This window comes from Enterococcus sp. DIV1096b, from assembly GCF_050498765.1.
Classification (GTDB): Bacteria; Bacillota; Bacilli; order Lactobacillales; family Enterococcaceae; genus Enterococcus_D; species Enterococcus_D entomosocium.
In genome coordinates, this window is the sequence record NZ_JBMHEK010000001.1 from 900,133 (window position 1) to 926,262 (window position 26,130).

The 26,130-nt window shown below is 39.4% G+C and carries 30 protein-coding genes; 22 read left to right on the forward strand and 8 right to left on the reverse strand.

Translation table 11 applies throughout. The features are described 5' to 3' along the window. The first annotated feature begins 6 nt into the window (after nucleotides 1–6). From IGJ17_RS04300 to IGJ17_RS04355, 12 genes are all read left to right on the forward strand, one after another. Nucleotides 7–4,380, forward strand: a complete 4,374-nt coding sequence (locus IGJ17_RS04300; protein WP_429961138.1) for a hypothetical protein — start codon at nucleotides 7–9, stop codon at nucleotides 4,378–4,380. 31 nt (nucleotides 4,381–4,411) lie between these two features. Next, nucleotides 4,412–4,825 (forward strand): DUF1617 family protein, encoded by a 414-nt coding sequence (locus tag IGJ17_RS04305; protein WP_086317177.1) that lies wholly within the window; start codon nucleotides 4,412–4,414, stop codon nucleotides 4,823–4,825. 41 nt (nucleotides 4,826–4,866) lie between these two features. Further along, on the forward strand, nucleotides 4,867–5,115 hold the full coding sequence (locus tag IGJ17_RS04310) for a hypothetical protein (protein ID WP_005237380.1): 249 nt from the start codon (nucleotides 4,867–4,869) through the stop codon (nucleotides 5,113–5,115). A 35-nt stretch (nucleotides 5,116–5,150) separates the two neighbouring features. Further along, nucleotides 5,151–5,510: a hypothetical protein gene (locus tag IGJ17_RS04315; protein ID WP_086317179.1), complete on the forward strand. Its 360-nt coding sequence runs from the start codon at nucleotides 5,151–5,153 to the stop codon at nucleotides 5,508–5,510. Between the two features lie 2 nt (nucleotides 5,511–5,512). Further along, nucleotides 5,513–5,845, forward strand: coding sequence for a hypothetical protein (locus IGJ17_RS04320; RefSeq protein WP_429961139.1), 333 nt, complete (start codon nucleotides 5,513–5,515; stop codon nucleotides 5,843–5,845). After that, on the forward strand, nucleotides 5,846–6,115 hold the full coding sequence (locus IGJ17_RS04325) for a phage holin family protein (protein WP_086317183.1): 270 nt from the start codon (nucleotides 5,846–5,848) through the stop codon (nucleotides 6,113–6,115). It abuts the gene before it with no gap. Between the two features lie 33 nt (nucleotides 6,116–6,148). Then, a complete protein-coding gene (locus IGJ17_RS04330; RefSeq protein WP_429961140.1) occupies nucleotides 6,149–7,081 on the forward strand; it encodes an N-acetylmuramoyl-L-alanine amidase in 933 nt (310 codons plus the stop codon). A gap of 45 nt (nucleotides 7,082–7,126) precedes the next feature. Next, nucleotides 7,127–7,507: a transcriptional regulator gene (locus tag IGJ17_RS04335; RefSeq protein WP_086317187.1), complete on the forward strand. Its 381-nt coding sequence runs from the start codon at nucleotides 7,127–7,129 to the stop codon at nucleotides 7,505–7,507. A gap of 101 nt (nucleotides 7,508–7,608) precedes the next feature. Next, entirely contained in the window at nucleotides 7,609–8,265 is a 657-nt protein-coding gene (locus IGJ17_RS04340) for a peptidoglycan amidohydrolase family protein (protein ID WP_429961141.1), read from the forward strand. A gap of 22 nt (nucleotides 8,266–8,287) precedes the next feature. Then, nucleotides 8,288–8,983, forward strand: a complete 696-nt coding sequence (locus IGJ17_RS04345; RefSeq protein ID WP_429961142.1) for a lysozyme — start codon at nucleotides 8,288–8,290, stop codon at nucleotides 8,981–8,983. 563 nt (nucleotides 8,984–9,546) lie between these two features. Next, a complete protein-coding gene (locus IGJ17_RS04350; protein ID WP_010750016.1) occupies nucleotides 9,547–9,711 on the forward strand; it encodes a hypothetical protein in 165 nt (54 codons plus the stop codon). 52 nt (nucleotides 9,712–9,763) lie between these two features. Then, nucleotides 9,764–10,276, forward strand: a complete 513-nt coding sequence (locus IGJ17_RS04355) for a GNAT family N-acetyltransferase (RefSeq protein WP_051095404.1) — start codon at nucleotides 9,764–9,766, stop codon at nucleotides 10,274–10,276. A gap of 57 nt (nucleotides 10,277–10,333) precedes the next feature. On the opposite strand, the gene IGJ17_RS04360 is transcribed toward IGJ17_RS04355, so the two are convergent. The 5 genes from IGJ17_RS04360 to IGJ17_RS04380 form a co-directional block, all read right to left on the reverse strand. Beyond that, complete coding sequence (locus IGJ17_RS04360; RefSeq protein ID WP_429961143.1) at nucleotides 10,334–10,594, reverse strand: hypothetical protein; 261 nt, start codon at nucleotides 10,592–10,594, stop codon at nucleotides 10,334–10,336. Continuing rightward, nucleotides 10,524–10,790: a hypothetical protein gene (locus tag IGJ17_RS04365; protein ID WP_429961144.1), complete on the reverse strand. Its 267-nt coding sequence runs from the start codon at nucleotides 10,788–10,790 to the stop codon at nucleotides 10,524–10,526. The genes IGJ17_RS04360 and IGJ17_RS04365 overlap by 71 nt, the downstream gene beginning before the upstream one ends. Nucleotide 10,791: 1 nt before the next feature. Next, nucleotides 10,792–11,082 (reverse strand): DUF5960 family protein, encoded by a 291-nt coding sequence (locus IGJ17_RS04370; protein WP_429961145.1) that lies wholly within the window; start codon nucleotides 11,080–11,082, stop codon nucleotides 10,792–10,794. 11 nt (nucleotides 11,083–11,093) lie between these two features. After that, nucleotides 11,094–11,414 carry a hypothetical protein gene (locus IGJ17_RS04375; RefSeq protein ID WP_252704455.1) on the reverse strand — a complete coding sequence of 107 codons (321 nt, stop codon included), beginning with the start codon at nucleotides 11,412–11,414 and terminating at the stop codon, nucleotides 11,094–11,096. Between the two features lie 432 nt (nucleotides 11,415–11,846). Then, nucleotides 11,847–12,044 carry a hypothetical protein gene (locus IGJ17_RS04380; RefSeq protein ID WP_086332099.1) on the reverse strand — a complete coding sequence of 66 codons (198 nt, stop codon included), beginning with the start codon at nucleotides 12,042–12,044 and terminating at the stop codon, nucleotides 11,847–11,849. 400 nt (nucleotides 12,045–12,444) lie between these two features. Between IGJ17_RS04380 and IGJ17_RS04385 the strand changes: the two genes are divergently transcribed. From IGJ17_RS04385 to IGJ17_RS04395, 3 genes are all read left to right on the forward strand, one after another. Continuing rightward, nucleotides 12,445–13,191: a YcjF family protein gene (locus IGJ17_RS04385; RefSeq protein WP_016613772.1), complete on the forward strand. Its 747-nt coding sequence runs from the start codon at nucleotides 12,445–12,447 to the stop codon at nucleotides 13,189–13,191. A gap of 98 nt (nucleotides 13,192–13,289) precedes the next feature. After that, entirely contained in the window at nucleotides 13,290–13,796 is a 507-nt protein-coding gene (locus IGJ17_RS04390; protein WP_086332101.1) for a hypothetical protein, read from the forward strand. Continuing rightward, nucleotides 13,796–15,115, forward strand: coding sequence for a glycosyltransferase family 2 protein (locus IGJ17_RS04395; protein WP_429961146.1), 1,320 nt, complete (start codon nucleotides 13,796–13,798; stop codon nucleotides 15,113–15,115). The genes IGJ17_RS04390 and IGJ17_RS04395 overlap by 1 nt, the downstream gene beginning before the upstream one ends. A 64-nt stretch (nucleotides 15,116–15,179) precedes the next feature. On the opposite strand, the gene IGJ17_RS04400 is transcribed toward IGJ17_RS04395, so the two are convergent. After that, nucleotides 15,180–15,878, reverse strand: a complete 699-nt coding sequence (locus IGJ17_RS04400; protein WP_034868333.1) for a GntR family transcriptional regulator — start codon at nucleotides 15,876–15,878, stop codon at nucleotides 15,180–15,182. A 199-nt stretch (nucleotides 15,879–16,077) separates the two neighbouring features. Here IGJ17_RS04400 and IGJ17_RS04405 point away from each other — a divergent pair, with 199 nt between their 5' ends. The 4 genes from IGJ17_RS04405 to IGJ17_RS04420 all read left to right on the forward strand — a co-directional run bounded on the left by IGJ17_RS04405 (nucleotide 16,078) and on the right by IGJ17_RS04420 (nucleotide 19,759). After that, on the forward strand, nucleotides 16,078–17,457 hold the full coding sequence (locus IGJ17_RS04405; protein ID WP_008377252.1) for a glycoside hydrolase family 1 protein: 1,380 nt from the start codon (nucleotides 16,078–16,080) through the stop codon (nucleotides 17,455–17,457). 12 nt (nucleotides 17,458–17,469) lie between these two features. Next, complete coding sequence (locus tag IGJ17_RS04410; protein WP_429961147.1) at nucleotides 17,470–18,783, forward strand: PTS sugar transporter subunit IIC; 1,314 nt, start codon at nucleotides 17,470–17,472, stop codon at nucleotides 18,781–18,783. A 146-nt stretch (nucleotides 18,784–18,929) separates the two neighbouring features. Next, nucleotides 18,930–19,229, forward strand: a complete 300-nt coding sequence (locus IGJ17_RS04415; RefSeq protein ID WP_005237365.1) for a MazG-like family protein — start codon at nucleotides 18,930–18,932, stop codon at nucleotides 19,227–19,229. Between the two features lie 71 nt (nucleotides 19,230–19,300). Further along, nucleotides 19,301–19,759 carry a GNAT family N-acetyltransferase gene (locus tag IGJ17_RS04420; protein WP_422705367.1) on the forward strand — a complete coding sequence of 153 codons (459 nt, stop codon included), beginning with the start codon at nucleotides 19,301–19,303 and terminating at the stop codon, nucleotides 19,757–19,759. Between the two features lie 345 nt (nucleotides 19,760–20,104). Here IGJ17_RS04420 and IGJ17_RS04425 read toward each other — a convergent pair whose 3' ends face one another. After that, the gene (locus IGJ17_RS04425) at nucleotides 20,105–20,260 is read right to left on the reverse strand and encodes a hypothetical protein (RefSeq protein ID WP_176256976.1); all 156 of its coding nucleotides are present in this window, start codon (nucleotides 20,258–20,260) and stop codon (nucleotides 20,105–20,107) included. 613 nt (nucleotides 20,261–20,873) lie between these two features. Here IGJ17_RS04425 and IGJ17_RS04430 point away from each other — a divergent pair. Both IGJ17_RS04430 and IGJ17_RS04435 read left to right on the forward strand, forming a co-directional pair. Then, entirely contained in the window at nucleotides 20,874–22,517 is a 1,644-nt protein-coding gene (locus IGJ17_RS04430) for an SH3 domain-containing protein (RefSeq protein ID WP_086332104.1), read from the forward strand. Nucleotides 22,518–22,761: 244 nt separating this feature from the next. Then, the gene (locus IGJ17_RS04435) at nucleotides 22,762–24,534 is read left to right on the forward strand and encodes an oleate hydratase (RefSeq protein WP_086332105.1); all 1,773 of its coding nucleotides are present in this window, start codon (nucleotides 22,762–22,764) and stop codon (nucleotides 24,532–24,534) included. An 87-nt stretch (nucleotides 24,535–24,621) separates the two neighbouring features. On the opposite strand, the gene IGJ17_RS04440 is transcribed toward IGJ17_RS04435, so the two are convergent. Further along, the gene (locus tag IGJ17_RS04440) at nucleotides 24,622–25,410 is read right to left on the reverse strand and encodes a MerR family transcriptional regulator (RefSeq protein ID WP_005237356.1); all 789 of its coding nucleotides are present in this window, start codon (nucleotides 25,408–25,410) and stop codon (nucleotides 24,622–24,624) included. A gap of 73 nt (nucleotides 25,411–25,483) precedes the next feature. Here IGJ17_RS04440 and IGJ17_RS04445 point away from each other — a divergent pair, with 73 nt between their 5' ends. Further along, nucleotides 25,484–26,107 (forward strand): GNAT family N-acetyltransferase, encoded by a 624-nt coding sequence (locus tag IGJ17_RS04445; protein WP_086332106.1) that lies wholly within the window; start codon nucleotides 25,484–25,486, stop codon nucleotides 26,105–26,107. Nucleotides 26,108–26,130: the final 23 nt, after the last annotated feature.

Below are 26,130 nucleotides of genomic sequence, written 5' to 3' on the forward strand. Positions count from 1 at the left end.
GTAATTTTGTTAGTCACAACAGATGACGTAATAGCAGCTTGGTTAAGTCCCTCAAGACAGCTATCTATTAGAGTAAAAATGAATGACGTTACGTATGGGAGTGAGGATATTACCTCACTCTCTTTTGATTCTGGCAGTATTTCGGGTGAAGTTTTCCAAATTGGATCAACCCCCCTGAATTCAGTTCAGATAGTTTTTCCGACAATTATAGAAGCAGTGAAAGAAGATTTAGAAATTGAACCAGAGTTGGGGATTTTAATTAATGGTGAATATCAGTTCACTAAATTAGGTAATTTTTTTATAACGGACTTTGAGCGTGATAGAAACAGTAATAAGACTACGATTACTGCAAATGACAAAATGATTTACATGGAAGGAATATATGAATCAAAATTAACCTATCCTAAGCCATATCGGGAAGTTGCGTTAGAAATAGCCAATTTAGCAGGTGTTGAAATCGATCAAGCATCCTTTGCCTCGCTTGGAACTGAGTGGGTTCAGAAACCTGTAGGATATACATTTCGCCAAGCAATCGGTTTGATTGCTCAGTTTGAAGGCGGTTTTGCAAGTTTTAACCGCAAGGGTGAATTAACAATAAAAAGACTAGCACCCACAAACTTTGAAATCACTCCAGACTCATATATGTTAAAGGGATTTACTAAAAATGAGAACAGTTATCGAATTGGTGGCATCACGGTAAAAACTGGTGAAGAAGAAACGGATGTCATTCGCGTTGGTTCTACCAATGGATCACAAGTTGAGCTTGAGAATAAAGTGATGACTCAAACACATTTGAACCAAATGTGGAAACTAGTCAAGACACTTAATTATTTTCCTTACGAATTGAAGTGGCGTGGAAGTCCCATTTTGGAAGCAGGAGACTGGATCTATATTGTTGATAAAGACGGTACTAGATATTCTGTCCCTAATCTGTCGTACAATATCACCTTTAATGGTGGAATGTCTTCAGAATCAAAAGCAAATACCAATTCAAGTTCACAGGCAACTTATAGATACCGTGGTCCTTTAAATCAACGAGTGGATTATGTTGAATCTCTTCTAAGTGCCAATAAATGGAACAGCAATTACTACGATCAAACAGAGCCTATAGATCCAAAAGAAGGCGATATTTGGTTTAAGCCAAGTGGTGTAGATACTGAAATTTGGGTATATGAGAAAAATAGTTCTGGAGAATTGGATTGGGTGTTTAAAGTATCCACTGCAACAGATCCTGATTTGGTGAAAGAAATCGAACAGGCAAAACAAGCCGGAGAAAATGCTCAAGAAGCCGCTGATCAAGCAAAAGCTGATGCACAGTCTGCACAGGCTAAAGCCGATAAAATCCAGATTGATGTCAATGGGCTTGTTTCTGATGTTACTACGATCAATGGGACAGTTAATTCTATTAGTAGTAAAGCTAACGAAGCCTATAATAAGGCGAATGCTGTCGAAAGTAGAACAGCAACGCTTGAAACCTCAGTCACTGGTTTAACTGGAAGGATCACGGATGTTGAATCGACTGCCACAAGTACAACGAAGAAACTGAATGAATTGGTAGTAACAGTCGATGGCCAAAAACAAACAATAGCAACTGTGACGTCAACAGCAAACAGCGCTTTGAGTAAGGCGAATGTTCTGGAATCCACCGTTGATGGTGTTAAGCAGACGTTGACAAGTGTGGAAGAATGGCAGAATGATTTCTATATTGGAGCTAGAAACTGGGTTAGTGAATCTGAGGCTCCAAAATTCAGAGCATATCAAAGTGCTGTTATTACCTATACAACAGTTTCAGTACCTGAGTGGAATGCAACGAATGCAGTTCGACATGTAGTAACTGGTGGTACTGGAACTATCTGTGGTACACTCCCAGGTAATATAATTACGTATGTTAAAGACAATACTGATTATGTTCACTCTATGTATGTAAAAAATAATGGCGATAAACGAGTAACTTTTAATAATAATCTAAGTCAATCAGTTGTTGTTGAACCTGGTGAGACTAAAAGAATTGTTATGAAAGCTCACCATAATGTGAATTTAGCAGCAATGCAATTTGTATTATATCGACCAGTTAATACTGATTCATTAGATTTCACAGTATGGCGTGCACAAATCGAAGAAGGAGTTGCACTATCAGACTGGTCTCCAGCACCTGAAGATAAAGCTCAAACAACAAAAGTCAATCAAATTGAGTCAACAGTTGAGGGAACTATTCAAACCGTAGCTAGTGTCAAGAACACCGCCGATTCAGCCCTTACTAAAGCAACGCAAGTCGAAACAACTGCGAATGGCCTGAAAACAACTATTTCTAGCGTTGAGACAACGGCCAATTCTGCTTTGACTAAAGCGACACAAGTTGAAGCAACGGCTAATGGATTGACCTCTACTGTATCCGAAATGAATACTACCGCTGTGAATACGGATTGGAAAGGCAGAGTGGCAGGAGCGTTACAACTATCAGCGGATCCCACATTCCTTAAAGGATCAAATAACCTAATCCCGTACAACAACACTGCGGGAGGTTCGGTTGTTCTTACACGCCAGAATATACCATTATCTTCAGGTGGAACTCAACCCACTGGCAGTGCCTATCGAATGATGATAGAAACAAAAGGCCCTTCAAGTCCAGCACTTGGTGGATTCTATTATCGGCTAGATGCACGTGTAAATGCTCAGTTCATAATTAGATTTATAGCAAATATCCCAAATGGTAGAACTCTGTATCATGCACATAATCAAATAGGTGATGGCAGTTCAGTTCGTTGGTTAACGCCTAGACAAGGTACTGGAACATGGTCTGAGTATGCTTATTTAGTACAGTGTGGTACTGGTGGAACATTTAGTACGTTTGGATTCCAGTATATTCAATCAGTTGCTGGTGATAATCCTACGCCTGAAGCTCCATTCCGATGGTATGTTGCAAAATTTGAAGTGTTTGATATTACTAATTCTAACCAATCACAGATTACTCAGTTGTCTGACACCATTAACTTAAAAGTATCAAAAGATGATGTAGTAAATCAAATAAATATCTCGACAGATGGTGTTTTGATTGCAGGTAACAAAGTCCAAATTACTGGCCAAACGTATATTGAAGATGGTGTTATCGGTAGAGCGCAGATAGCAAATCTCGCAGTTAGCACTGCACAGATTGCAGATGCAGCGATTACTGATGCTAAAATCGGTAGTCTTTCAGCGACTAAGATTACCACAGGAACGCTTAATGCAGCGAATGTGAACATTATCAACTTGAATGCGAATAGTATTGTGTCGGGCACTTTAAATGCAATTGATTTGACTGGTGGGAAAATCACTCAGTCGGATTCCGGTGAATATAGTATGGAACTTTTAAAAGGAAGCATCTACTTTAGAAGAAGCACAAACGAATTAGCTAGAATTCAGCCTATTTATATTTCGAAAGAACCTGTGGGATTAGCTATTGTACAGATGCCAGGAGAGGTATTTTCAATAAATACCGGCTCAGCAACTGATACAACTTCTATGCCAATCTTTCAAATTCCAGATACGTCTTCAAGAACGAATATGGAGTGGAAAATGTATGGTTTGGGGAATGTGGACGCCATAGTAAATTTCAACAACACAGTAAACGCAAAACTTAGATTTGTTAGTACGAATACCGTGGAAGCAAAAAGAATTGTTACAGGTAACAAAGATAGTTATGTCATGCAAATGGATGGGAATAACTATTTATCTATAGAAGGAGAATACGGAGTTCGGATAAAACATAATCAAAGTGGAACACTATATACACCAATTGAAGCAAGATACAACAATACAAAAATTGCAACGACCACTACTATTAATTTGAACGTCACATCGGGTGCGAACATGACTTTGAAAACTGATCGATTGGAGCTAAACAATGGCGGAGATAGTTATTATTCTAACGCACCTGCAGGTGTAACACTAGGAATGGATAGTACGCCAAGAATTTGGAGTATGGCCATTTATAATCGAACATATTCTAGTGCGTCAAATATGTTTATCACAAGTGCTGGAACTATAGGTCGGTCAACATCTGCAAGAAAGTATAAAGAAGATATTCAAGTGGCCGAGGAAGTCATTTCTAAAGCAAAACGACTTTTGTCTATTTTGCCTTCTTCTTGGTACGACAAAGCTGAGATTGCTCGTGGGGGCAAAGCGCAAAGGTATTATGGGTTTGTGGCTGATGATTTTGATTTAAAAGGATTAAAGGAAGTTGTTTTGTATGGCTCTTCTGGTCAAGTAGAGGGTTTAGCTTATGATCGTTTAACCATGTATCAAAATGTTATCCTTAGTGATCACGAGCGAGAAATTCAGTCTCTAAAAAACGAAGTCGATCAATTAAAAAACAAAGTAATAGAGTTAGAGGCTGCATAGCTTTTAGCTCTTATTTTATGGAGGAATTCAAATGAAAATCACATTGAAGAACAACGAGTTAGCGCCAGCAATCAATTTCTTAGAAGGTATGACTCTCAAAGCAAATAAGGACAGTCGTCATCGTACAAAATTAGTTAAGCGGATTAGAGAAGCGTTCAAAGAATTGTCAGATGAAGAAAAGGTGCTCATGGAAAAATTCAGTTTGTTGGATGAAAATGGGCAACTAAAAGATGGCGAGGATCAGGATGCGAAAGATGTAGCTGGATTTAACAAGGAACAAGCGATCCTCATGGAGGAAGAAGTTGTTATTGAAGGCGGCATGTATGCCCGAAATTTTGACGAAATTCCTCGAATCTTGGATGATTACGATGGCATGCTATCAGGAAAAGATGCAGAAGTTTATGATCGATTACTTGATGAATTTGAAAAAAAGGATACTGAGTAATCAGTGTCCTTATTAAATAAAAAATATTGGAGGAAACTATCATGGCATTAGAAGTAAAGAAAGCAATTAGTATTACTGGAGATTCGAGAATAAACGGTCAGCGTGTAATTTATTTTTCGGCAACTGTAACGACAGATTCAGCTGGCAATACGAATATCAATCAACAGATTGAGAATCAAGATTTGTATCGACAAAATCGCGTAGAATGCCGCAAGGATGTCGAAGATTTCCAAGATAAGGTTTGGACAGTTGAAGATGATTTATTACAAGAAGTTGAGGGGCAAGCGTAAGCTTGCTCCTTTTCCTTTTAGAAAGCAGGTGGCATATGTGGAAAGTGTTGGCTTTAAAGTGGGATAGTTTGATTTTGTCACTAGTGTCTATAATATATGGAGTTCAACTTCTGTTGTATCCAAATATTCTTCAGAGCTATAAAGTTTATCGTTTGATAGATGGGATGTTTGATCAGAAATTAATCAGTTTAACATTCGTTATTCTGGGATTAATGAAGTTGCTCGGTGTGGTATTGAACAAAAAAGTTCTCAAACGATTTTCACTGACAACTTTATCATTTTTATGGATGGTTTTTGCTATCTCATTCTTAATTAGTCCGCCAGCAAATACTGTTTGGATATTCTCTTTAGCGATGGCGCTTTTAGCGTTTGGAATCGCTCTGAAAGAGGGTTAGATATGACAGAGCAAATGTGGATAGTTATATTGCCTTCGTTAGTAACTGGATTAATTACCTATGCGGCTACTAAGACTACGAATAAAACGAACTTAGCTGAAACGAATATCAAAAATGCAACTCAGCTTTATCAGAAGTACGAAGAACTAAATAAAGGATTGGAAGCGAAAGTTGATCGTTTAGAACACCAAATTGAAATCATGAAAACCAAGTACGAAAAAGAAATAGCATTTTATCAATCTGAAGTTGAAAGACTAGAGGATGAAAACGAAGAATTGACAACGAAACTAATAAATACAGAGAAAGAATTACGAAATTTGAAAGGTGGAATTTAAATGGATTTATCAGTAGTAACAGAAAACTTTGTACCAGTGATTGTAATTGCATGTTTAGTCGTTGGCTATATTATTAAGAACACGCCAGTTTTAACTAATAAGGTAAATGATTATATCCCATTGATCGTCGGAGTACTAGGCGCAGTATTAGGGCTTCTAATGAACGGTCTAACGGTTGAATCTATTGTTTATGGTGCAGTTAGTGGGCTAGCGTCTACAGGGTTGCATCAAACATTTACCAGGATTATCAATCAAGGAGTGGCTGAATAAGCCGCTCTTTTTATTTTAGAAAGGATGATTTAAATGAGTTTTATTAAGTACGAGTATATCAATATGAACAATTTTTCTCGCCCAGGTATCAGGAACAGCGGTATTAAAGGCATCATCATGCATTATACTGCAAACAATGGTGGCACAGCCCGAAACCATAAAACATATTTTAATAATTTGAGTAGTGTCTATGCTTCGGCTCAATTGTTCGTTGATGATATTGAAGCAATCTGCATTATTCCGTTGAATGAAGTTGCTTATCATGCGAATGACATCCAAAAATATGTAAGTGGCCAACCGTACTATCCACTTAGAAGTATCTTAGGAAATGCTAACTACTCCACGATTGGGGTTGAAATGTGTTTGGATAAAAATGGAAAGATCACCGAAAAAACTTTTCAAAACACTGTTAAGGCTGTTAAAGAATTGATCGCTATCTATCCTAATATTACAAGAGAAAAGATTTGGCGGCACTTTGACGTAACAGGCAAGAATTGTCCGGCTCCTTGGGTAGCAATGCCAAGCGAATTAGAACGATTTAAAGATGCAGTCTTTGGCTCGAATGGGAATTCTAGTAATAACAATACTTCATCAGAAAAGCCAAGCACGCCAGCTAGTAAGCCAAGTTATATTACCTTATCAGTAGATGGCAAGTTTGGTCCAGCCACTGCAAGACGGTTGCAACAATATTTTGGGACCACACAAGACGGTGTCATCAGTCATCAGTATAAGCAGAAATTTAATCAAAATATTTATGCCGCACAATTTGATCAAACACTGAGAGGATCTAATGTAATACGTGCTTTGCAGAAATTGTTAGGAGTCTCTCAAGATGGATTAATGGGTCAAGCTACAATCAAAGCTTTACAAAAGCGATTGGGTACTACGCAAGATGGTATTATCAGTCCAGTTTCAAATGTGATATCTGCATTGCAAAAAGCATTGAATACTAACAAATTACCTTAGAACTATTTTGTATATATTTGCAAACCATTGATAGGAGTTGTCAGCATGACTAATGAAACTAGGGCACACATTCGCAGTATATTATGGCAATATAAAAAAATCGAAAAAACGTTTAAAGAGTTCTCGGATATTATTGCAACTGATAGAAATCCTTATATGGAGTACCCATTAGGTGAAGAAAATCCAAGTTGGACAATGAATCAAATTTTATTTTACAAATCCTTTTTGAGGGTAGTTAATGGTGTCTTAGAAGATTCAACACTTGATGTTAGAGATATATTTTACGTGAAGTATTACAACGGCCATTCTAAGAAATGTATAGCGGTTGTATCTGCGGAAACTTTTCTAAGCGAATCTACTATAAAGAGAAGGGATGCTGAATTTATTAATGAAATTGCAAAAAGGTTAGGCTGGTTATCGGTTTGACCTCTTTTGATTCATACTTCGATTTATACTGTAAGTGGAGATAGGGAACATGTTTCGAACTCGTGGACGCACGAAATATATTTCCAAAGGAGGCTTTAAATTTGGGTAGTATAAATAATATGATTCAGTGGTTTAAAGACCGAGAAGGTAAAGTAAACTATAGCCAAGATGGACGTTTGGGACCTAGTAGTTATGACTGTAGTTCCGCAGTGTATTTCGCTTTGATTGCTGGTGGATTTATCCCAGTGGGAAGTATGGGGTGGACCGGATCGTTACACGATACAACTTTACCGCCTATCGCAAAAAAAATTTCACGAGCGGAATGTCGCAGAGGTGACATTTTCTTATCAAAGTATTGGGCAAATGATGGGCATACGGGAGTCTTTTTAGATAACGGTACAATCATTCATTGCAATGCATATGATGATAACATTCGAACAACTGTAGCAGATGGACGAATGGGCCCAGCACCAACTGAATATTATAGATTGAATAATGTAGATGATGAAAATATGCCAGATACAGAAAGCGAGGAAATGTTAATGTGGGTATTTTACCAAGCAAACAAAAATGTACCAGTTCGTTGGTTCAATGGAGAGCATGCATATGCTATCGGTCACGCCGATGAGATGAAAGCAATTCAGCAAATTTACAAAGCGAATACAGGTAAAGATGTTCCTTTTTTGACAAATTGGACTGATGCAACTCCTTATCATAATCGTTTGGCCAATGTCTTGAATCGAACACCTGATTTCTAAATCGTCAGGAGGAGGAGAAAGTATGGCTAATGAAAATATGAAACTATCTCAGAATGGTTTTGAGTTAATCAAAGGCTTCGAAGGATTAAGGTTGACTGCGTACCAAGATTCTGTTGGTGTTTGGACAATAGGATATGGTCATACACAAGGTGTATATGCTGGAATGACTATTACTTTAGAACAAGCAAACAATTTTCTGAAGCAGGATATAGACAACCATTTACCCGGTATTTATAAATACGTTACGGTAGAGTTGAACCAAAACCAGTTTGATGCACTAGCAAGTTTTCACTTTAATTTAGGTGTAAATATTTTACAGGGTTCTACACTGTTATCCTATATTAATGCAAAAAATTGGCAAGCAGCAGCTAACGAAATGAAAAAATATGTAAATGGAAATGGTTCTGTTATACCGGGGCTTGTGACACGAAGACAACTTGAAACTGATTTATTTTTAACACCAGTAAATGACAATACAGTAAATGAAAGTGAGGAAATATTGATGTGGGTATTTTATCAAGCAAATAAAAATGCGCCTGTGCGTTGGTTTAATGGTCAGCATGCATATGCAATTGGACACGAAGATGAAATGAGAGCAATTCGCCAAGTGTATCATGCGAATACAGGAAAAGAAGTCCCATTCTTGACAAACTGGACAGACGCCGCGCCTTATTATAACCGTCTAGCAAATGTTTTGAATCGTAAGCCGGATTATTAATAACTGATTCGTTACAGATAAAAAGCTCCTTACTCAAATTAGAGTAGGGAGCTTATTTATTATTTTGATAGTAATTTAGCTTGTGTTAAATTGAATTATACCTTAGACTTTATCGTGCAACATGCATTAATTTAAGAAGAGTACTGGCACAGGAAACTTGGGGAAGTTTTTCTGGACTGCGACCAGTACTCTTCGTCTTTATTTTATCATTGTTCTTACTTAATAGATATTATTGTTCAGAAAGTCGTCTAAAAAAGCCAGATATTTTTCAGGAAATTATAATTATATATTCATGACGTATTTGGAATGCTCCTTACTCAATTAGAGTAGGGGGCTTTTTTAATCTACGAATATTATATAGGGAATAAAATGAATCAAGTACATAAATTATTTAACATATGATTTAAATAATTAAACAAGATTAGGCGTAACTATTGATTAAGCAAATTTAGAATGATATATTTAACTTGTGGATGAAGCAGACGTAAATTTAAATGTTACGTTTCTTTATTGTATAATTTGGTGACCAATGTTAAGTTAACCAGATCTTAAGGAGGGTTATTATGGCTACTATAGTAAAAGATAGTAAAGTTGTCATGAGAAGTTCTGAATATGAAAAATTCATGAATAAAGTATATCAAAATGATGGTCAAAGACAGCGATCAAAAAATGCAACTGCAACAGCTAAAAGAATTGAGAATATAAAAAATCTGATAATTATTGGTTAATGGTATGTGTGAAAAAGAGACTAGTTCAGATTTCATAAAAGAAAGTACTTTAGTGAAAATAACAAATTTGGATGAGAAAAAACTTGAAGCTTTGAGTGAGTTTGATTGCGGAGAAAAATCTATTAATGAATACTTAGTTAATGATGCTCTTGAAGATTCTCGTTTAGGTATAACTAAAACTTGGTTATACTATGATGAAGGGGATCTGAAAGGGTATTTTAGTTTGACTACTGACAAGATGACTATAATCAAAGCATCCAAAGCAAGAAAAAAGATGCATGTCAAAATGAATTATAAGGGTATTCCCAGCATACAAATACATCATTTTGCAATCGATAAAAGATTCCAGAAGAATAAAGAAGAAAAAAATGGGCAACATCTTATGGATATCGTTCTTTATTTTATAAAGTACAATATATTATGCCATACAGGAGCTTGTCTTATAACAGTATTTAGTTTAAAAAGTGCTGTTGGCTTTTATAAAAAAATGGGTTTTGAGAAGACGGGCGATAGTAGAGATCAAATTAACAGCGCTATGGGCTTTTTCACTTCCGATTTATACTAGCTTTATCCCCCTTGCCATCTAAGCAAGGGGGATATTATCTTATTTTTTGTTTTTATTTTAGAAAAGGTGATGTGCTTTATTAATTGCTTCAAATTCAATCATAATCTTCGTTTTACCAAGAACACTATATTTCTTCACAACAAACTGTTTCCTATCATTAAACTCACCAGCAACCACAACTTGCATTCCCTCATCAACATCGGCCAAGAAGCTCAAACTATGCGTCGTAATCAAACAATTCATTCCATCAATCGAGAACCGCACCAAAGGGGTCTTGCTCATCTTCAACACACGTATCTTTGATACATAGCCCTTCATTCATTTCATAACAATCGCCTCCATAAGCTTGTACATAATAGCGACAATCCGTTTTACCTATAGTGACAGCAACATAAAACTCGATACATTTTGATCCGTATAAAGCTTCCTGAGATTCAGAAATCGAATTCGGAAATTCATTTATAAACTCAGAGAAGGATAGGTAATCCTGCTCATATTGACTGATTATGTTCATATCAGTTACCGCCGGGCTTATATTTTATATTCGGATCGTATTTTCGGAGAATTTTGTCTTGAGTCCTGACGTGATCGAACAGATAATTTTCACCGTCTATTTTAAATACAAAAGCCAACTCTTCAGAATAATGACTATAGCTGATGGGTACAGTAAAATAGGGTTTCCCGAAGTTCTCCATCGTCCGAACAAACTGATCGTAAAGTAAGTGTGCTGGACCCATTCTTTCTATAAACTCGTAGTAATATCTTTCTAATGCATAGGTCCGTTGGTGCGCAAGTGGTATTTGCATATCAATCACTCCTATTCCATTTCAACTTCTGCTAAGGATTCGGATAGTGTATCAAATAAATTTTCCTTTTCCATGAACCTTAGCCAGTCATTGTATGGATCCAAGGCCCTGCTATTAGGAGCTTTGTCCATCCTTTTAACAGACTGATAGATATTTTTTGCAGCTTGATCCCACATACCCTCGATTGCTCTGTTTAATTTTTTATCGTTCCACTTAGCCTTTCCAGACCGTAATTTATTTTTGGCGCTTTGGAAGTCCTCGGCTTTTTGCATAAATACTTCGTAACCAGATAGACGGTTTTCCAAAAGGTTTTTAAAATCATTATATTTCATTTTGACCACTCCTCTTGTTTATTTCATCTTCAGTATACGAACGTTTGTTCGTTTTGTAAAGGGCTTAAATAAAGAATAGGGGGCAAAAAAGGGGCAAAATAACTTTATTAGTTCGAACTAGTTGATTTATTTTTATAATTGAAATTGTTAAAAAGGCTGTTATATAGGCATTTTTATATTAGTGTAAATGAGTGTGTCAGACAACCTTAGATGGGCGGCATGATGTAAGCAAGCCTTGAGAACTCCTCTTTTGAGGGGTTCTTTTTTTGTGCGATCAAAAAATACTTCAACACAGAAAAAGAAAAAACCTTTCTTCTTAGTATTCTAAGCACCAAAGAATTGGTTCATTGCTTGAATCAAAGGAGAAAGGATTGGTAGGTATGAGCTATCTATTTGTCTTGTAAAGGCAGCGAGTTTTGTAAGGAACGTCAATCACAACCGTTCCCAAAATCCCTGCGCAAAACCAGTAATAAATTCGTAGAGAACCGGCAGTATCACCGAAACACATAAGACGACAAAGACCATTTTCTGAACATCTGTTAATTGTTTGAGGAAATGGTTTTTTGTGAATAATAAATACGCGATACAGATAACGGCAAGCAGCTGCAATAGATCAAATAAAATGGACAAGAAAATCACCTTTTCTGATTAGATTGAATGGACGATAGAATGATAGATTCTCTCAACATAGAGCAAAGGGTTGAATGATATGGTTCTGAGAAAACGTGAAGATCAACGTTTATAAAGAAACGGTATTTCGACGCCAAAGAATGCGAAGATCCCGCTTAAAAGAAAGTAAGTCAATAAGCCTAGATAAAAAAGGACTTTCCAATTCAATTTCTTTTTCATTCGATCCACTCCTTTTGGGTATCATAGCATAAAAAAACGATAATATAAATAAATAATCTAAAGATGCAAATTTGCATTTTTAAGCAAGTGTAAGCTCTCTCAAGCTACATTTTCGCTATCTTGAAAAACCTGAGCTAAAATAGAAAGAGGAACAAAATCATGGCTCACTTTGATTTTTTTAATGAACAACGAGTCGAAAGAAGGAGACATTTCTTTGAAAAAACCATGGATAAAACGCAAAAAGAAACAAAACGAAAATGAATTATTAACGGAACAGTCCGTTCAAGTCGAGCAAAGTCAAACGGGAGAGGAGCTGCAAGAAGAAGCGGAGTTTACTTCTTTTTTTGCGGATGTCATGATGCGAATGCCGAAAAAATCGGCTGCCCTTGTGATGAAAGGTTATGACGGATCAAAAGCCCAAGCGGAAAAAGTGTTAGCGAAAAGCAAGGATCAATTTGATCAGGTGTTTGAGGAGTTTTTGGTTGGCGTAGATGATGAAACACGAAAAAAAGCCCACCGCACGATCCATGCGGCTTCTTTGACGGCGGCGATCATCGGCTGTTCACCGATTCCCTTTTCAGATGCAGTGTTACTTGTGCCAGTTCAGATGACAATGATGGCCCGTTTGTATCGTATTTTTGGGCGAACATGGCGTGAAGGGTTAGCGAAAAGTATCTCGAAAGAGCTAGTCGTTGTGAGTTTTGGTCGCAGTGCCGTTGGCAATATCTTGAAATTTGTCCCAGCAGTCGGCACCGTTGCTGGAGCTGCAATCAATGCCAGTGTGGCTAGCGGTATTACCGAAGCATTAGGCTGGGTGACTGTCAAGATGCTGAATGATGGGGAAGATGTGTTTGAGCAAGTGATGTCCTTTAAAGGCCAATTTCACACGCTGTTCAATGCGTTGAAAGTTGGCAAGAAATCCAAGTAGGTCAAAAAGAAGAACGAAGCAGGTCCATCAAAAGACGACTTGCTTTTGTTGCTTCTTTTTCTTCACAGCAAAAAAATACTTTTTAAGGAGTGAGTAAAATGAAACAACGAGTGACACGGGAAGAAGTCAAAGAACGGTTGGTCACCGATGCGTATTTTCAAAAAGGTCGTTCTGCTTTGAAGACCCGCCAAACGATTTTGACGATTCTTGCTTGGCTGATGGTCTTGGTTCCTTTTGTCTGGCTGGCCATCCCGCTGACTTTACCGAATCTGGCGGATCGGATCGCCTTTCGGACATATCTTGAAGAAGCAGTGACTTTTGATTTTTTGGCGTTGTTCTTAGGAATTTCGTTTTTGGTCTTGGTTCTGACGTTTACTTTATTGACCTTGAGGAACAACCGCCGCTTCAAACGATTGTTGCAAAAGCAATCGATGCATGACGAAGTTGCCTTAGAAAAACGTAAAGAAGTATTAGAAGCTTTTTACGAAGAACGCTTCGGAACCAAAGAAGAGCGTCACGCTGCCAAGTACTATGCCGTTGCTCCTGAGCAAAACATTGGAGAAACGGAGATCCAAGAACTTTTCCGTAGAAATGGGGTGGGCTGATGGTTGTCAATTTTGATACTGGGTTTCCGTGGTTGGATACATTTTTAACGGTCGTTTTAATGATTCTGTTCACGTATCCGATATTAGGAGGTTTTGCTTGGTTCATCGGGGTGATCTGCAATCGTTTTTTGTTCCGCTATCGTCAATTAGAGTGGATACCAATCCCCGAAGAGATCGAGCCGATGATCACCATTATGGTACCGGCTCACAATGAAGAAGTCGTAATTGAAGACACGATTCATTACTTAATGAACAATCTAAACTACAGCAACTATGAGGTGTTGGTGACGGATGATGGCTCAACGGATCAAACTCCTGTGATACTAGATCGATTGATGGAACAGTACCCGAATCTAAGGGTTTTGCGCATCGAAAAAAACCAAGGGAAAGCCCATGCTTTTAATATTGGTGTAGGGTTTGCTAAAGGGGAATTGATTTTGAGCAACGACGCAGATACGGTCCCTGAACCTGATGCATTGTGGAAATATCTCAATTATTTCATCCGCCAAGATTCCATCAATATCTCTGCTATTACGGCGAATATGGACGTTCAAAATCGCACAACCATCGTCGGAAAGTCACAAACTGTTGAGTTTTCAAGTATCGTAGGAATTATCAAACGAACCCAGCAAGCCGTTTTCGGCGTCATCTATGCCTATAGCGGTGCCAACACGATGTATCGTAGAGCTGCATTGATGGATGTTGGTCTTTTTCGACAAAATCGTGCCACGGAAGATATCAGTATTGCCTGGGACCATCAATTCCATGGTTGGTTGTCCTTATTTGCGTCACGAGTGATGTTTTTCATGGAGGTACCAGAAACCCTCAAGATGCTCTATCGGCAACGGAAACGTTGGGCGAAAGGCGGGACGGAAGTGTGGTTGACCAATTTTAAAAAAGTTTTCTTACACCCTTTTGAAAATATCGGACGAACCGCCATGTTTGTGGATCAGTCCTTAAGTATTATCTGGTCATTCTTTTTCTGGTTGTCTTCGGCTTTGTTTGTTTTTTATCTGATTTATTATGGGGCAACTGGGAATTACGAGCGGATCTACCATATGTTTACGATGGCCTTTCTCTTCGTGTGTTTTGAGATGATTGCAGGGGTCATGCAGCTATTTACCAGCCTTTTGGCGGATGACAACCGCAGCAAGCTGAAGTATTTCCGCTTTGCCCCTTTTTACATGCTGTTTTACTGGATGATTAATGCCATAACGATCGTCACTACCTTTATTCCAGCCGTCAAAACCATCCTTGGCTACGGTAGCGGCGTTTGGGTCAGTCCCGAGCGAACGGCGAAAAAAACCGAAGAATCTTAACGAGTTCACCTTTCCTAGACAATAAAAACAAGTCTGAGTTTTCTTCAGGCTTGTTTTTTTGCCATTAAGGTTCAGAAAGATAGTAAATCTCACGATTTTGGTAAGGATAACGAGTTTGCGAAAATTCGAAGGGCCGCCCGTCGGAGAGACGAGCAACTTGTTCTAATTCTAAGATCGGATCATTGGGATCGACTTCTAAATATTTGATATCATAGGAATCTGCTTTGTCGGCACGGATTTTACGTATGGCGGGACCTATTTTGAGGTGTAAGGAATCAGTGATATATCGATAGATCGAGTGTTCAAGGATCGCCATATCAATATCGGGAATGGTTTTGATGGGCATGATCGTGTACTCTAATTCAAAGGGTTCGTTATCAACATAGCGCAGTCTTACGATATCATAAACAGGTTCGTTTTCTCGCAAGGACAAGTAATCCATTTCGTTGGCTTCTGGGAAGCGAACATTGAAACTAATGATTTTACTTTGCACTTTATGCCGCCCGCCATATCGGTTGACTAAACCGATATACTCATTGATCTGTCCTTGGTAGGTTGCTGAATTGACATAGGTGCCATGACCTCTTTTGGTGGAAATCAGGCCTTCTTGCTTCAGTTGATTTAGCGCTTTTTGGATCGTCATTCGCGAGGTTTGAAATCGTTTGGCTAACGCAGTTTGTTCCGGTAATTTTGATAAAGCTGGAAAAACACCTTCATAAATGTTCGTCCGCAACTGATCAACGATCTCTTTGTATTTTGTCATAGTCATCACTCCTTATGTAAAGTAATTCATGGACTTGAGTTTTGTTTGAAGGGGATAAAAACAAGGTATATCATTAAAGAATCAACTGAAATTCATATGTACAGAAAAAGCTTTACATGTGTTCTCGAAAAATTTACATGCCGATTTCACCTAATTATAATAGGTTTTGTAAGCGAATACAAATGATGGAGGAATCAATATGACGACATTTTATTGGGGAAACAGTGTCAGCAGTATGCAGACAGAAGGTGGATGGAATGAAGGTGGTAAAAGCTTATCCGTTTATGATATACGGGAAGCTTCGGAACAGGCTAGCGATTGGCATGTAGCAAATGATAACTATCATGCGTATACAGAAGATTTTGATTATATGAAAGATTTGGGGATGAACATGTATCGTTTTCAAATTTCTTGGTCAAGGGTCGTTCACGATGGAGATGGTGCCTTTAATGAAGAAGGGATCGCCTATTACGATCGTTTTATTGATGATCTGTTAGCTCGAGGAATCGAACCTATGATTTGTTTGTACCATTTTGATATGCCCCTACATCTGGCGAAAACCTATAACGGTTTCATCAGTAAAGAAGTGAAGGACGCATTCATTCGCTTTGGAAAAGAAATGGTGGATCGTTTTGCGGATAAAGTCCATTATTGGTTAACCTTTAACGAACAAAATCTTTTCCACCAAGATCATGGTTTTAAGATCAGCGGCTATTTAGAAGGGGAAGAAACAACAGAAGAATTGTATCAAATTTTCCACAATGTCATGGTTTGCCATGCAGAGATCTGTAACTATCTTCATGAAACAACAAATGCGAAGATTGGCGGCATGCTGGCGTATTCTGAAGCGTATCCAGCGACTTGTCGTCCACAAGACATCAAAGCAGCAAGAGAGTTTGATGAATTTGCGAATTTTACTTTATTAGATTGCTATGCGCACGGCAAGTATTCGGCAGCACAAGACCGATACGTGAAAAATCATCAACTCAATATGAATATTTTACCTGGGGAATTAGAAGCGATCGCAGCGCAGAAAAATGATTACATTGCCTTTAGCTATTATGCTTCTTCTACCTTGAACGCTGAAAAAATCCCTGAAGGAACGCCGCCAAATCGGTACATGACTTTTGGAAAACAAGACAATCCGTATATTGAAACGACGGAATGGAATTGGCAAATTGATCCGCTCGGCTTCCGTGATGTCTTAAATAAAGTCTATCAGCGGTACCGCTTGCCAGTGTTTCCGATTGAAAACGGAATTGGTGTCAGAGAGCATTGGAATGGCAACGAACCGATTCAAGATGATTACCGGATTGCCTACCATCAAGAGCATATTCGAGCGATGTTTGCAGCGATGGTGGAAGATGGAGTGGTCTGTCTTGGTTATCTTGGCTGGGGGCTGATCGACATTTTGAGCTCTCAAGGTGATATGGAGAAACGATACGGACTTGTGTATGTCAATCGTGGCAACCATGAGTTGCGAGATATGAAACGTGTGCCGAAAAAATCGTATGAATGGTTCAAAGAAGTGATCAAAACGAATGGTAGTACGATCTATACAAACCCATATGCAGAATAGGAGGAACAGAAAATGGCAGCAGAAAAGCGCACGTTTTTAGATAAATTTACAGAGTTTTCGGTCCGTCTCGGCAATCAGGTTCATCTCAAAAGTCTTCGTGATGCGTTTGCGACCTTAATGCCTGCCTTTATTATCGCGGGGATCGCTGTGTTGTTTAATAATGTCTTCTTTCCGTGGTTCTTAGAAGGGGCTGCCTTGGCGCGAATACAAGTGTTTGGCAATTCCATCACCAATGGAACATTGAATATCGCCGGTTTGCTGATTGCTCCGATGATCGCCTACTTTCTTTGTCGCAACAAAAATAATCCAAGCGCTATCAATGCAACTTTTGTGGCAACGACTTGCTTAGTGGTCATGTTGGCGATGGCTCATGCCGTGATGCCAGAAGGCGCTCAAGCAGAAGTAACCATCAGTGGTGTGATGCTGTTTGACGATGTCGGGACCAAAGGGATGTTTTCTGGCATCATTTGTGGGTTAGTTGCCACGGAATTATTTATTCGACTGTCAGAAAACAAGCACTTAAAAATCAATTTAGGGGATCAAGTTCCTCCTGCCGTCAGCAAATCCTTCAGCACGTTGATCCCTGCTATTTTAGTGATTTCTTTCTTTGCCTTAGTTGCGACCGTGCTAGCAGCCTTTGATACCGATCTGATTCAAATCATTTCCACAGTGATCCAAGAACCACTGCGTTTATTGAACACATCGATTTTTGGGTTCTTGATCATCTATTCAACGGGCAACTTTCTGTTTACTTTAGGCATTCACCAAACCGTCATCAATGGCACCTTATTAGATCCATTGCTGTTAGTCAATATGAATGAAAACATGCAAGCCGTGCAAGAAGGCGCTACGCCACCCAATATCTTAAATTCAGCATTCGTGACGGTTTTCGCACAACTAGGCGGGACTGGATTTACGATCAGCTTGATCATTGCAGTGCTCTTATTCGTCCGCAATTACCAACCTTTTCGGGATGTCGTCAATCTATCCCTAGCTCCGGGTATTTTTAATATCAATGAGCCAATCATCTTTGGTTTACCGATCGTCTTCAATTTACCCATGATCATTCCCTTCGTTGCAAGTCCAATTGTGGCGACGTTGATTGGCTACTTTGCTACCGCAGTAGGATTCATTGAGCCACTTTCTGTGATGGTTCCTTGGACGACACCACCAATTCTTAGTGCATTGTTGGCATCAAAAGGGGATTTTAAAGTTGTTTTGGTTCAAGTGATCATCATCGTCGTCTGTGTAGCAATCTATTTTCCATTTTTAAAAATCGCTCAACGGGTTGCAATCAAATCTGCTGAATTGGAGCGGGCAGAATAAAAAAAGGGAATCCTATATTATAGTGACCTACAAAAGTTAGATCAAAATTCTAACGTTTTGGGGTCACTATTTTTTGAGGTGATTTTTTTACTAAGTTTCTATTTTGAATTTTAATTAAATGGTATACTATCCCAAAAGGAGCGACTATGAAACTATCAGAAATGCAAAAAGCGATTTATCAAAACAAGATTGATCACCAATTCAATGTCACCAATATTGAAAAAGAGTTTTTGGCTTTATATGGTGAAATAGGGGAGGCCTTTGATGCCTATCGGAAGCAACAAGAGGTAGGAGAAGAATTGGCGGATGTGGCGATTTATCTTCTTGGGTTAGCAGAAATCCTTTCCATTGATCTTGAAGCAGAGATTCATAAAAAAATGGCCGTCAACCAAAAGCGCCGTTATATCAGTTATGGCAATGGCTATGCAAAACGAATCGATGATTGATACACGCACAAAAATTAGTGGATTCTTCGAGTATAGGCTCGACCGAAATAGAAAGGGAAGCAGGAGATAGGATGGAAAAGAACGTAAGCATGCGTGAATTAACAACGGCAGATTTAGCAGAAGTCGTGGACCACTATATTGCTGTATTTTCAGCAGAACCATGGAATGACCAATTGACAGTGCCGCAAATCACCGACTATGTATCATCAATGATGGCAATGAATACTTTTATTGGTTATCGACTAACAAACCGAGCATCGAATGAATTGATTGGTCTTTCATTAGGCTTTATCAAGCCCTGGTATCAAGGAAAAGAGTATGTGGTCGACACCTTTTTAATTACAGGCAAGCACCAAGGAAAGGGCTTGGGTTCCACTTTCTTAGAAATGATCAAAGAGGATCTGCTCAAGAAAGAGATTCCAACGATCCTGTTAGATACCGAAGAAAGTATGCCCGCAGCGGATTTTTACAAAAAGAATGGCTTTAAACCGTTACCAGATAATGTGAGCTATTATTTATCTCTAGATTAATTCAAGCATGTCAATAACTAAAAAGTCTGCAAAAAAATCGCAGGCTTTTTAGTTATGCACAGTTTCAACAGGTTTATCCACAATATATTGTAGGAACGTGTTTTCGCCTACTAAATATTGTGTTTAAGACCCGTTGGAATAAGAAACTGTCGCTTCTTTTGAGGAAGAGTTTCCCTTTATTGCATTGATGGTAGTCATTCGGTGATTTTCAAGGTGAATTGACAATGGTTGAGATAGAAAGTATCATAGCCTGCTTTTTTTTCGATTACAATAAAGACGAGACTCGCCACCCTTCGGCGAAGCCTCGTCTTTTTACAGATCAACAAAAAAAGAAAACGCAGGATTCTACGCTTTCTTTTTCTGTTCTTCTTTTTTCTGTTCTTCTTTTTTCTTGTCTGTGGTCGGTACGGAATCTAGGGCTTTTTTGAAAATCTCTTCTTTTTTCGTTTTGTAGTTATGTTGTCGTTCAGCATAAACTTTTTCTTTCGTCTTTGTTTTCATACTCGGTCACCTCTTCCTTTTTTTTAGTATAGCATAATTTCACAAACTTGTGCAAATTCTTGGTTTTCTCCTTGGTATTATAAACTTTCGTATGAAATACATTGTGAAAATATTTCTTTCGGTAGAAGTGAGGGACTTCTCTATCAAAAAATTCGTATCCAGTTGGAAGCGATGTAACAGGATTTCATCATAGCGTCGATCACACTGGTAAAAGAAGCATTCTTTTTGAAAAAAACTTTTTTCACAGAACCCCGTGTGTAAAAAAGGAATGATAAATGGGTGATTTTAGTATCGATTTTTGAAAAAGGGGATCAGGAAAGAAATGTTATTCAAATAACAGTCTTGATTTTCAAAAAGTGGGTTTGTTTGTAAAAAAAATCCTGTTTTTATTCGCGAATTAAAATAACGTTGAATGAAATAGCATTTTTTTGTTGTTTATAGAAATCTTTGTAAATATAGTGCCAACGGTCAGCGTCAAAGCGAAAGTGATTAAAAAGAATAACGCAGGAAAATAAATGACACGTTTTATTAAACGCAAATTAAAAAAATACAAAACGAAAACAATATCAAAAAATATTAATTTTTGTTAAAATGGGGTACAGGGGGTGTTTTATTGGAATCTCGGAAAATCAAACGGAAGCGTTTAGTGAAACAAAAACGGTCCCTTTTCGTACAAAAAGGATTGGGTATCACAGCAGCGTTAGCATCAACATCAGGTGTCTTTACGTCTCTTGCTCATGCGACCGAAACGACGAACGCTTCGTCATCAACCAACACAACTGCTACTCTTGCCAGATCGTCAGCTGAAACGGCGATCAATCGACAATTTAAAACAACAGCTTCACTGAATGTTCGTTCAAATGCTTCAACAAGTGCCTCTATCGTAAGTGGTGTAAGAGCAAATACAACAATCACTGCGGTGGCTCAAAAGAACGGTACCTCAGTGAATGGCAATACAATATGGTATAAGCTATCAACAGGCGGCTGGATCTCAGGGGCTTATGTGAAGAGCACCTCAGGCTCTTCTTCTGCCAATACAGGCTCGTCCAATTCGTCGTCTTCTTCATCGGAAAAAGCAATTTCGAAATCAGTGAAAACGACTACTGCATTGAACGTCCGTTCAAATGCAACGACAAGTTCTAGTGTCGTACGCGGTTTGAGCAGTAATGCGACAGTACAGGTCGTTGCACAAAAGAGTGGGACATCGGTGAATGGCACGACCACTTGGTACAAATTGTCCACAGGCGGTTGGATCACGGCAGCCTATGTCAAAGATGTTTCCAGTAGCTCCACAGGCAATAGTTCTTCTGGCGGCAATACAAGTGTTTCTGCAGAAACGGCTATCACCAAGAACGTGAAAACAACAGCGGCATTAAATGTTCGTTCGAGTGCGTCAACAAGCGGCAGTGTCGTTGGCAGCCTAAGCAACAGCACGACGGTGAAGGTCGTTGCCCAGAAAAATGGCACATCCGTTGGCGGCACCAATGTTTGGTACAAAGTATCGACTGGTGGCTGGATCACAGCGGCATATGTGCGTGACGTCACGTCTAGTTCTGGAAATACAAGTAATAACAATAATTCAAACACAGGTTCAAACAATACTGGTTCATCAAACGGCTCAAGCAATGCGAGTGAGCAAGCCATCAATAAGACGTTCCAAACAACCACTGGGATGAATGTGCGCTCAAATGCATCGACTTCTGCAAGTGTGGTCAGCAGTTTGGGCAGTAATGCGACCTTCAAAGCAGTGGCTCAAAAACAAGGCACGTCAGTCAATGGCAATACCACTTGGTATAAGTTATCAACTGGTGGCTGGGTATCTGCAGCATATGTCAAAGAAGTCAGTGCGACGACTCCTGGCAACAATAACAACGCAGGCAATACTAATGTTCCGATGAGCGTGAACGGAGCAGCGATCGTTGCAGAAGCTAGAAAACATATCGGCACTCCTTATCAATGGGGAGGCAAAGGACCAGATGTATTCGACTGTTCTGGGTTTACACGCTACGTCTTCTTAAAAGTGACGGGCAAAAACATCGGTGATTGGACAGTCCCACAAGAAAGCGCAGGGACGATCATTCCTGTCTCGCAAGCACAAGCTGGCGACTTGCTGTTCTGGGGTCAAAAAGGGAATACCTACCATGTAGCGATCGCTACAAGTAATACAAGCTATATCCATGCGCCAAGCACGGGTTATACAGTCACCGAAGCACAATCAGGCTTTTCGACTGCTAGCTTCGCTCTACGCGTGAAATAAATATTTTATTGAAAAGGCAAAGGGTTTGTCCTTTGTTAGAAACGCCCCTAAGAAAGCTGCAATCAGTTTTCTTAGGGGCGCTTTTTGTGCTGGGCGCAGATCTTCTAAAAGGTGGGACTTTGCCCTTGTTTTTTTGACAAAAAGGCCGATTTGTCAAAATCACTTGATTTTACTAGTACAAATTTTTGTCAAAAAAAATAGTTACTGATACCATAAAAACGTACCAATATTAGGAGGGATCTACATGAGATATACGAACGGAAATTACGAAGCTTTTGCAAGAAGCAGAAAACCGAAAGATGTCGAAAAGAAAGAAGCCTATATTGTTGGTGGGGGATTAGCAGGACTTGCTGCGGCAGTCTTCTTGATCCGTGACGGCCATATGGCGGGTGAGAAAATCCACGTCCTTGAAGAACTTTCTTTATCAGGCGGTTCATTAGACGGAAAATTCATTCCCCATGATGGATTTGTGACCCGCGGCGGTCGAGAAATGGAAAATCATTTTGAGTGTCTGTGGGATCTATTTCGCTCAATTCCGTCTTTGGAGGTGGAAGATGCTTCGGTGTTAGATGAGTTTTACTGGTTGGATCACGATGATCCAAATTCGTCTAACTGTCGGATCATCCACAATCGCGGCCAACGAGCAGCAGATGATGGAGAATTTACCTTGTCTGCTACAGCACAAAAAGAATTGACTCAATTATTTATGACTTCAGAAGATCAATTGATCGGAAAAAAAATCGAAGATGTTTTTGGCGAAGAATTCTTTGAATCCAATTTTTGGCTATACTGGTGTACGATGTTCGCCTTTGAAAAATGGCATTCGGCGATTGAAATGCGACGCTATGTGTTGCGTTTTGTGCATCATATCGATGGCTTGCCTGATTTTACCGCGTTAAAATTTACCCGTTACAACCAATATGAGTCATTGGTCAAACCACTACTTGCTTATTTGGAAGAACAAGGAGTCGACTTCCAATATGAATGCACAGTCAGCAATATCGATGTTCGGATCGTGGGCGAGGAAAAAGTTGCTCAAAAACTTGTGCTAGAAAAAGCGGGGGCAATCGAAGAAATTCCTTTGTCAGAAGATGACTTGGTCTTTGTTACCAACGGATCGATCACTGAAAGTTCCACGCAAGGGGACCATTATACTCCAGCGCCTATCTCAAAAGCACCTGGTGGTAGCTGGCGTTTATGGAAAAACTTGGCGGCGCAATCGCCTGAGTTTGGTCATCCAGAAGTCTTTTATGAAAACTTACCTGAAGAAAGCTGGTTTGTTTCGGCAACTGTCACTTGGCAAAATTTTGATGTTGAACCTTATTTAGAAAAATTGACCCATCGCAAGTTGCGAACAGGCAGAATCGTCACTGGCGGGATCGTCACCATCAAAGATTCCAATTGGATGATGAGCTTTGCGACCCATCGCCAACCGCACTTTAAAGAACAAAAAGACCAACAAACGATCACATGGGTGTATGGATTGTTGTCAAATACGCCAGGAAACTACATCAAAAAACCAATTGAACAATGTTCGGGACAAGAAATCGTGCAAGAACTGCTTTACCATTTAGGCGTGCCGGAAGCAGAAATCCAACGCATTTCAAAAGAATCAAGTGTGGCAGTTCCGGTTTACATGCCGTTTATCACTTCCTACTTCATGCTGCGTGAGCCAGGGGATCGGCCATTGGTTATTCCAAATGGCTCCAAAAATTTAGCTTTTATCGGTAATTTCGCAGAGACTGAAAGAGACACTGTTTTTACAACAGAGTATTCCGTTCGGACTGCAATGGAGGCTGTTTATCAGCTATTAGATGTGGAACGCGGGGTACCAGAAGTGTTTGCTTCCGCTTATGATCTGCGTACCTTGGCCAAAGCTGTCTATTATCTGACCGATAAGAAAAAAATCACGGAAATGGAGCTACCATTTATCGAACGGAAACTATTGGAAGGATTCGTTAAGAAAACCGAACATACCTACATTGGCGATCTGTTGAAAGAAAACCATTTGATTTAATTAAAACACAACGACGGCGAGGCGAAAGAAACTGCTCGTGGTCGTTGCGTTTTTTCATTTACTTTTTAGTGTTGTTTAGACGAATCCTTATTCCTCAGATAAAATCCGTACTTGGATCTCTGTCAAATAAGCTTGCTCGTTGCTAAGGGTCGTTTCATGGATCGATCGTTCATAGAAGTAGTCATCGATTTGCCATTGGTGCGCTGCAATCAGCTGCTTGAGTTTTTGATAGAACTGCTTCAATCCTTCGTCATCCCCCTGATAAATGGTGGTTAAATAGCAACCTGCTGGTTTCACGAAGGAAGCTCGTTGTGGTTCTTCTTGCCGCACATAAACGTAGTCGATGTCCTGCGTATTGTCTTTGTTCGTCCGAATCATAAAACCGTATTCGTTATTCGAGAAAAGATAAGGCTGTGCCATCAAAAGGTCGTAGGCTTGGGTGATCATCTCTGGGATGCTGCTGCCGTTTAATCTAGGACTAAGGGAGAAATACTCCTCTGGCTGTTCCTTCAAGGTGAAGGGGGAAGTTTTTTCTGCAGCCAGACGCAAGTCCGCTGCTTTTCGTTCGATGATTTTTTGGATGTTGGACAACTGCTGAATTTTTTCATCGATGGTTTGCCGCTTGGCTTCCAATAAGTTTCTCATGGTCTCGGCATCCCCCTGCAACGCTGTTTGAATCTCTTTTAAGGGCATCGATAATTCTTTCAATGACAGGATCAATCCGAGATCCAAAAGTTGATCAAGGGAATAATACCGGTACCCGTTCTCGTCTTTGCTGTTTGGTTGAAATAGCCCAATCTCGTCATAATAGTGGAGTGTCCGAGGATTGATTCGCGCTAAGCGTGCCATTTCCGATACTTTTAATTTGGTTTTCATGGCGCTCCTCCTTGACTTTACAGTTACTGTAAACTTTATACTAAAGATAGTCAACTACTGGGAGGAAGATAGAATGAATAAACAAGTAACATATCGACCATTTAAACGAGAAGATCTGCCTGCGCTTGTGCAAGTAATTATTGATAGCTGGAACTACGACAAGCAATTTGACCAGAAGACCGCCAAACACTTTGCTCATGTCTTTTTGTGTTATGAACTTGCCCGTGCTACCTATTCACGTGTGGCTCTTTTAAATGGTGAAGCTGTCGGTATCTTATTAGCAGACAGTAAAAGAGGGAAGAAGCTTCATCCAATGCGCTATTGGGGGAAAACGATGTGGCATGCTGGCTGCTTAATGATTTCTAATCAAGGGAGAAACACGCTGCTGCATTATGCCAAAGAGGTGGCTGAGTTAAATCAAGCGATGTTGAAAGACTTACAAATTCCTTTTCAGACCGAAGTTGGTTTGTTTGCCGTTAGTCCCAAAACACAAGGATTGGGTGTAGGCAAGCAACTCTTTACTTCCTTCTTAGCGATGGTCCAGCATGATAAAACAGCTCCGTTTTTCCTTTATACCGATACCACTTGTAATTACGGTTTTTATGAGCATATGGGCTTGAAGCGGGCAGCTGCTGTGAAACGCTGGATCAAAAAGCCGATCAAGAAGGAAATCGAGTTTTATATCTATACTTCCTAAGAGTGCAGCGATGCACTCTTTTT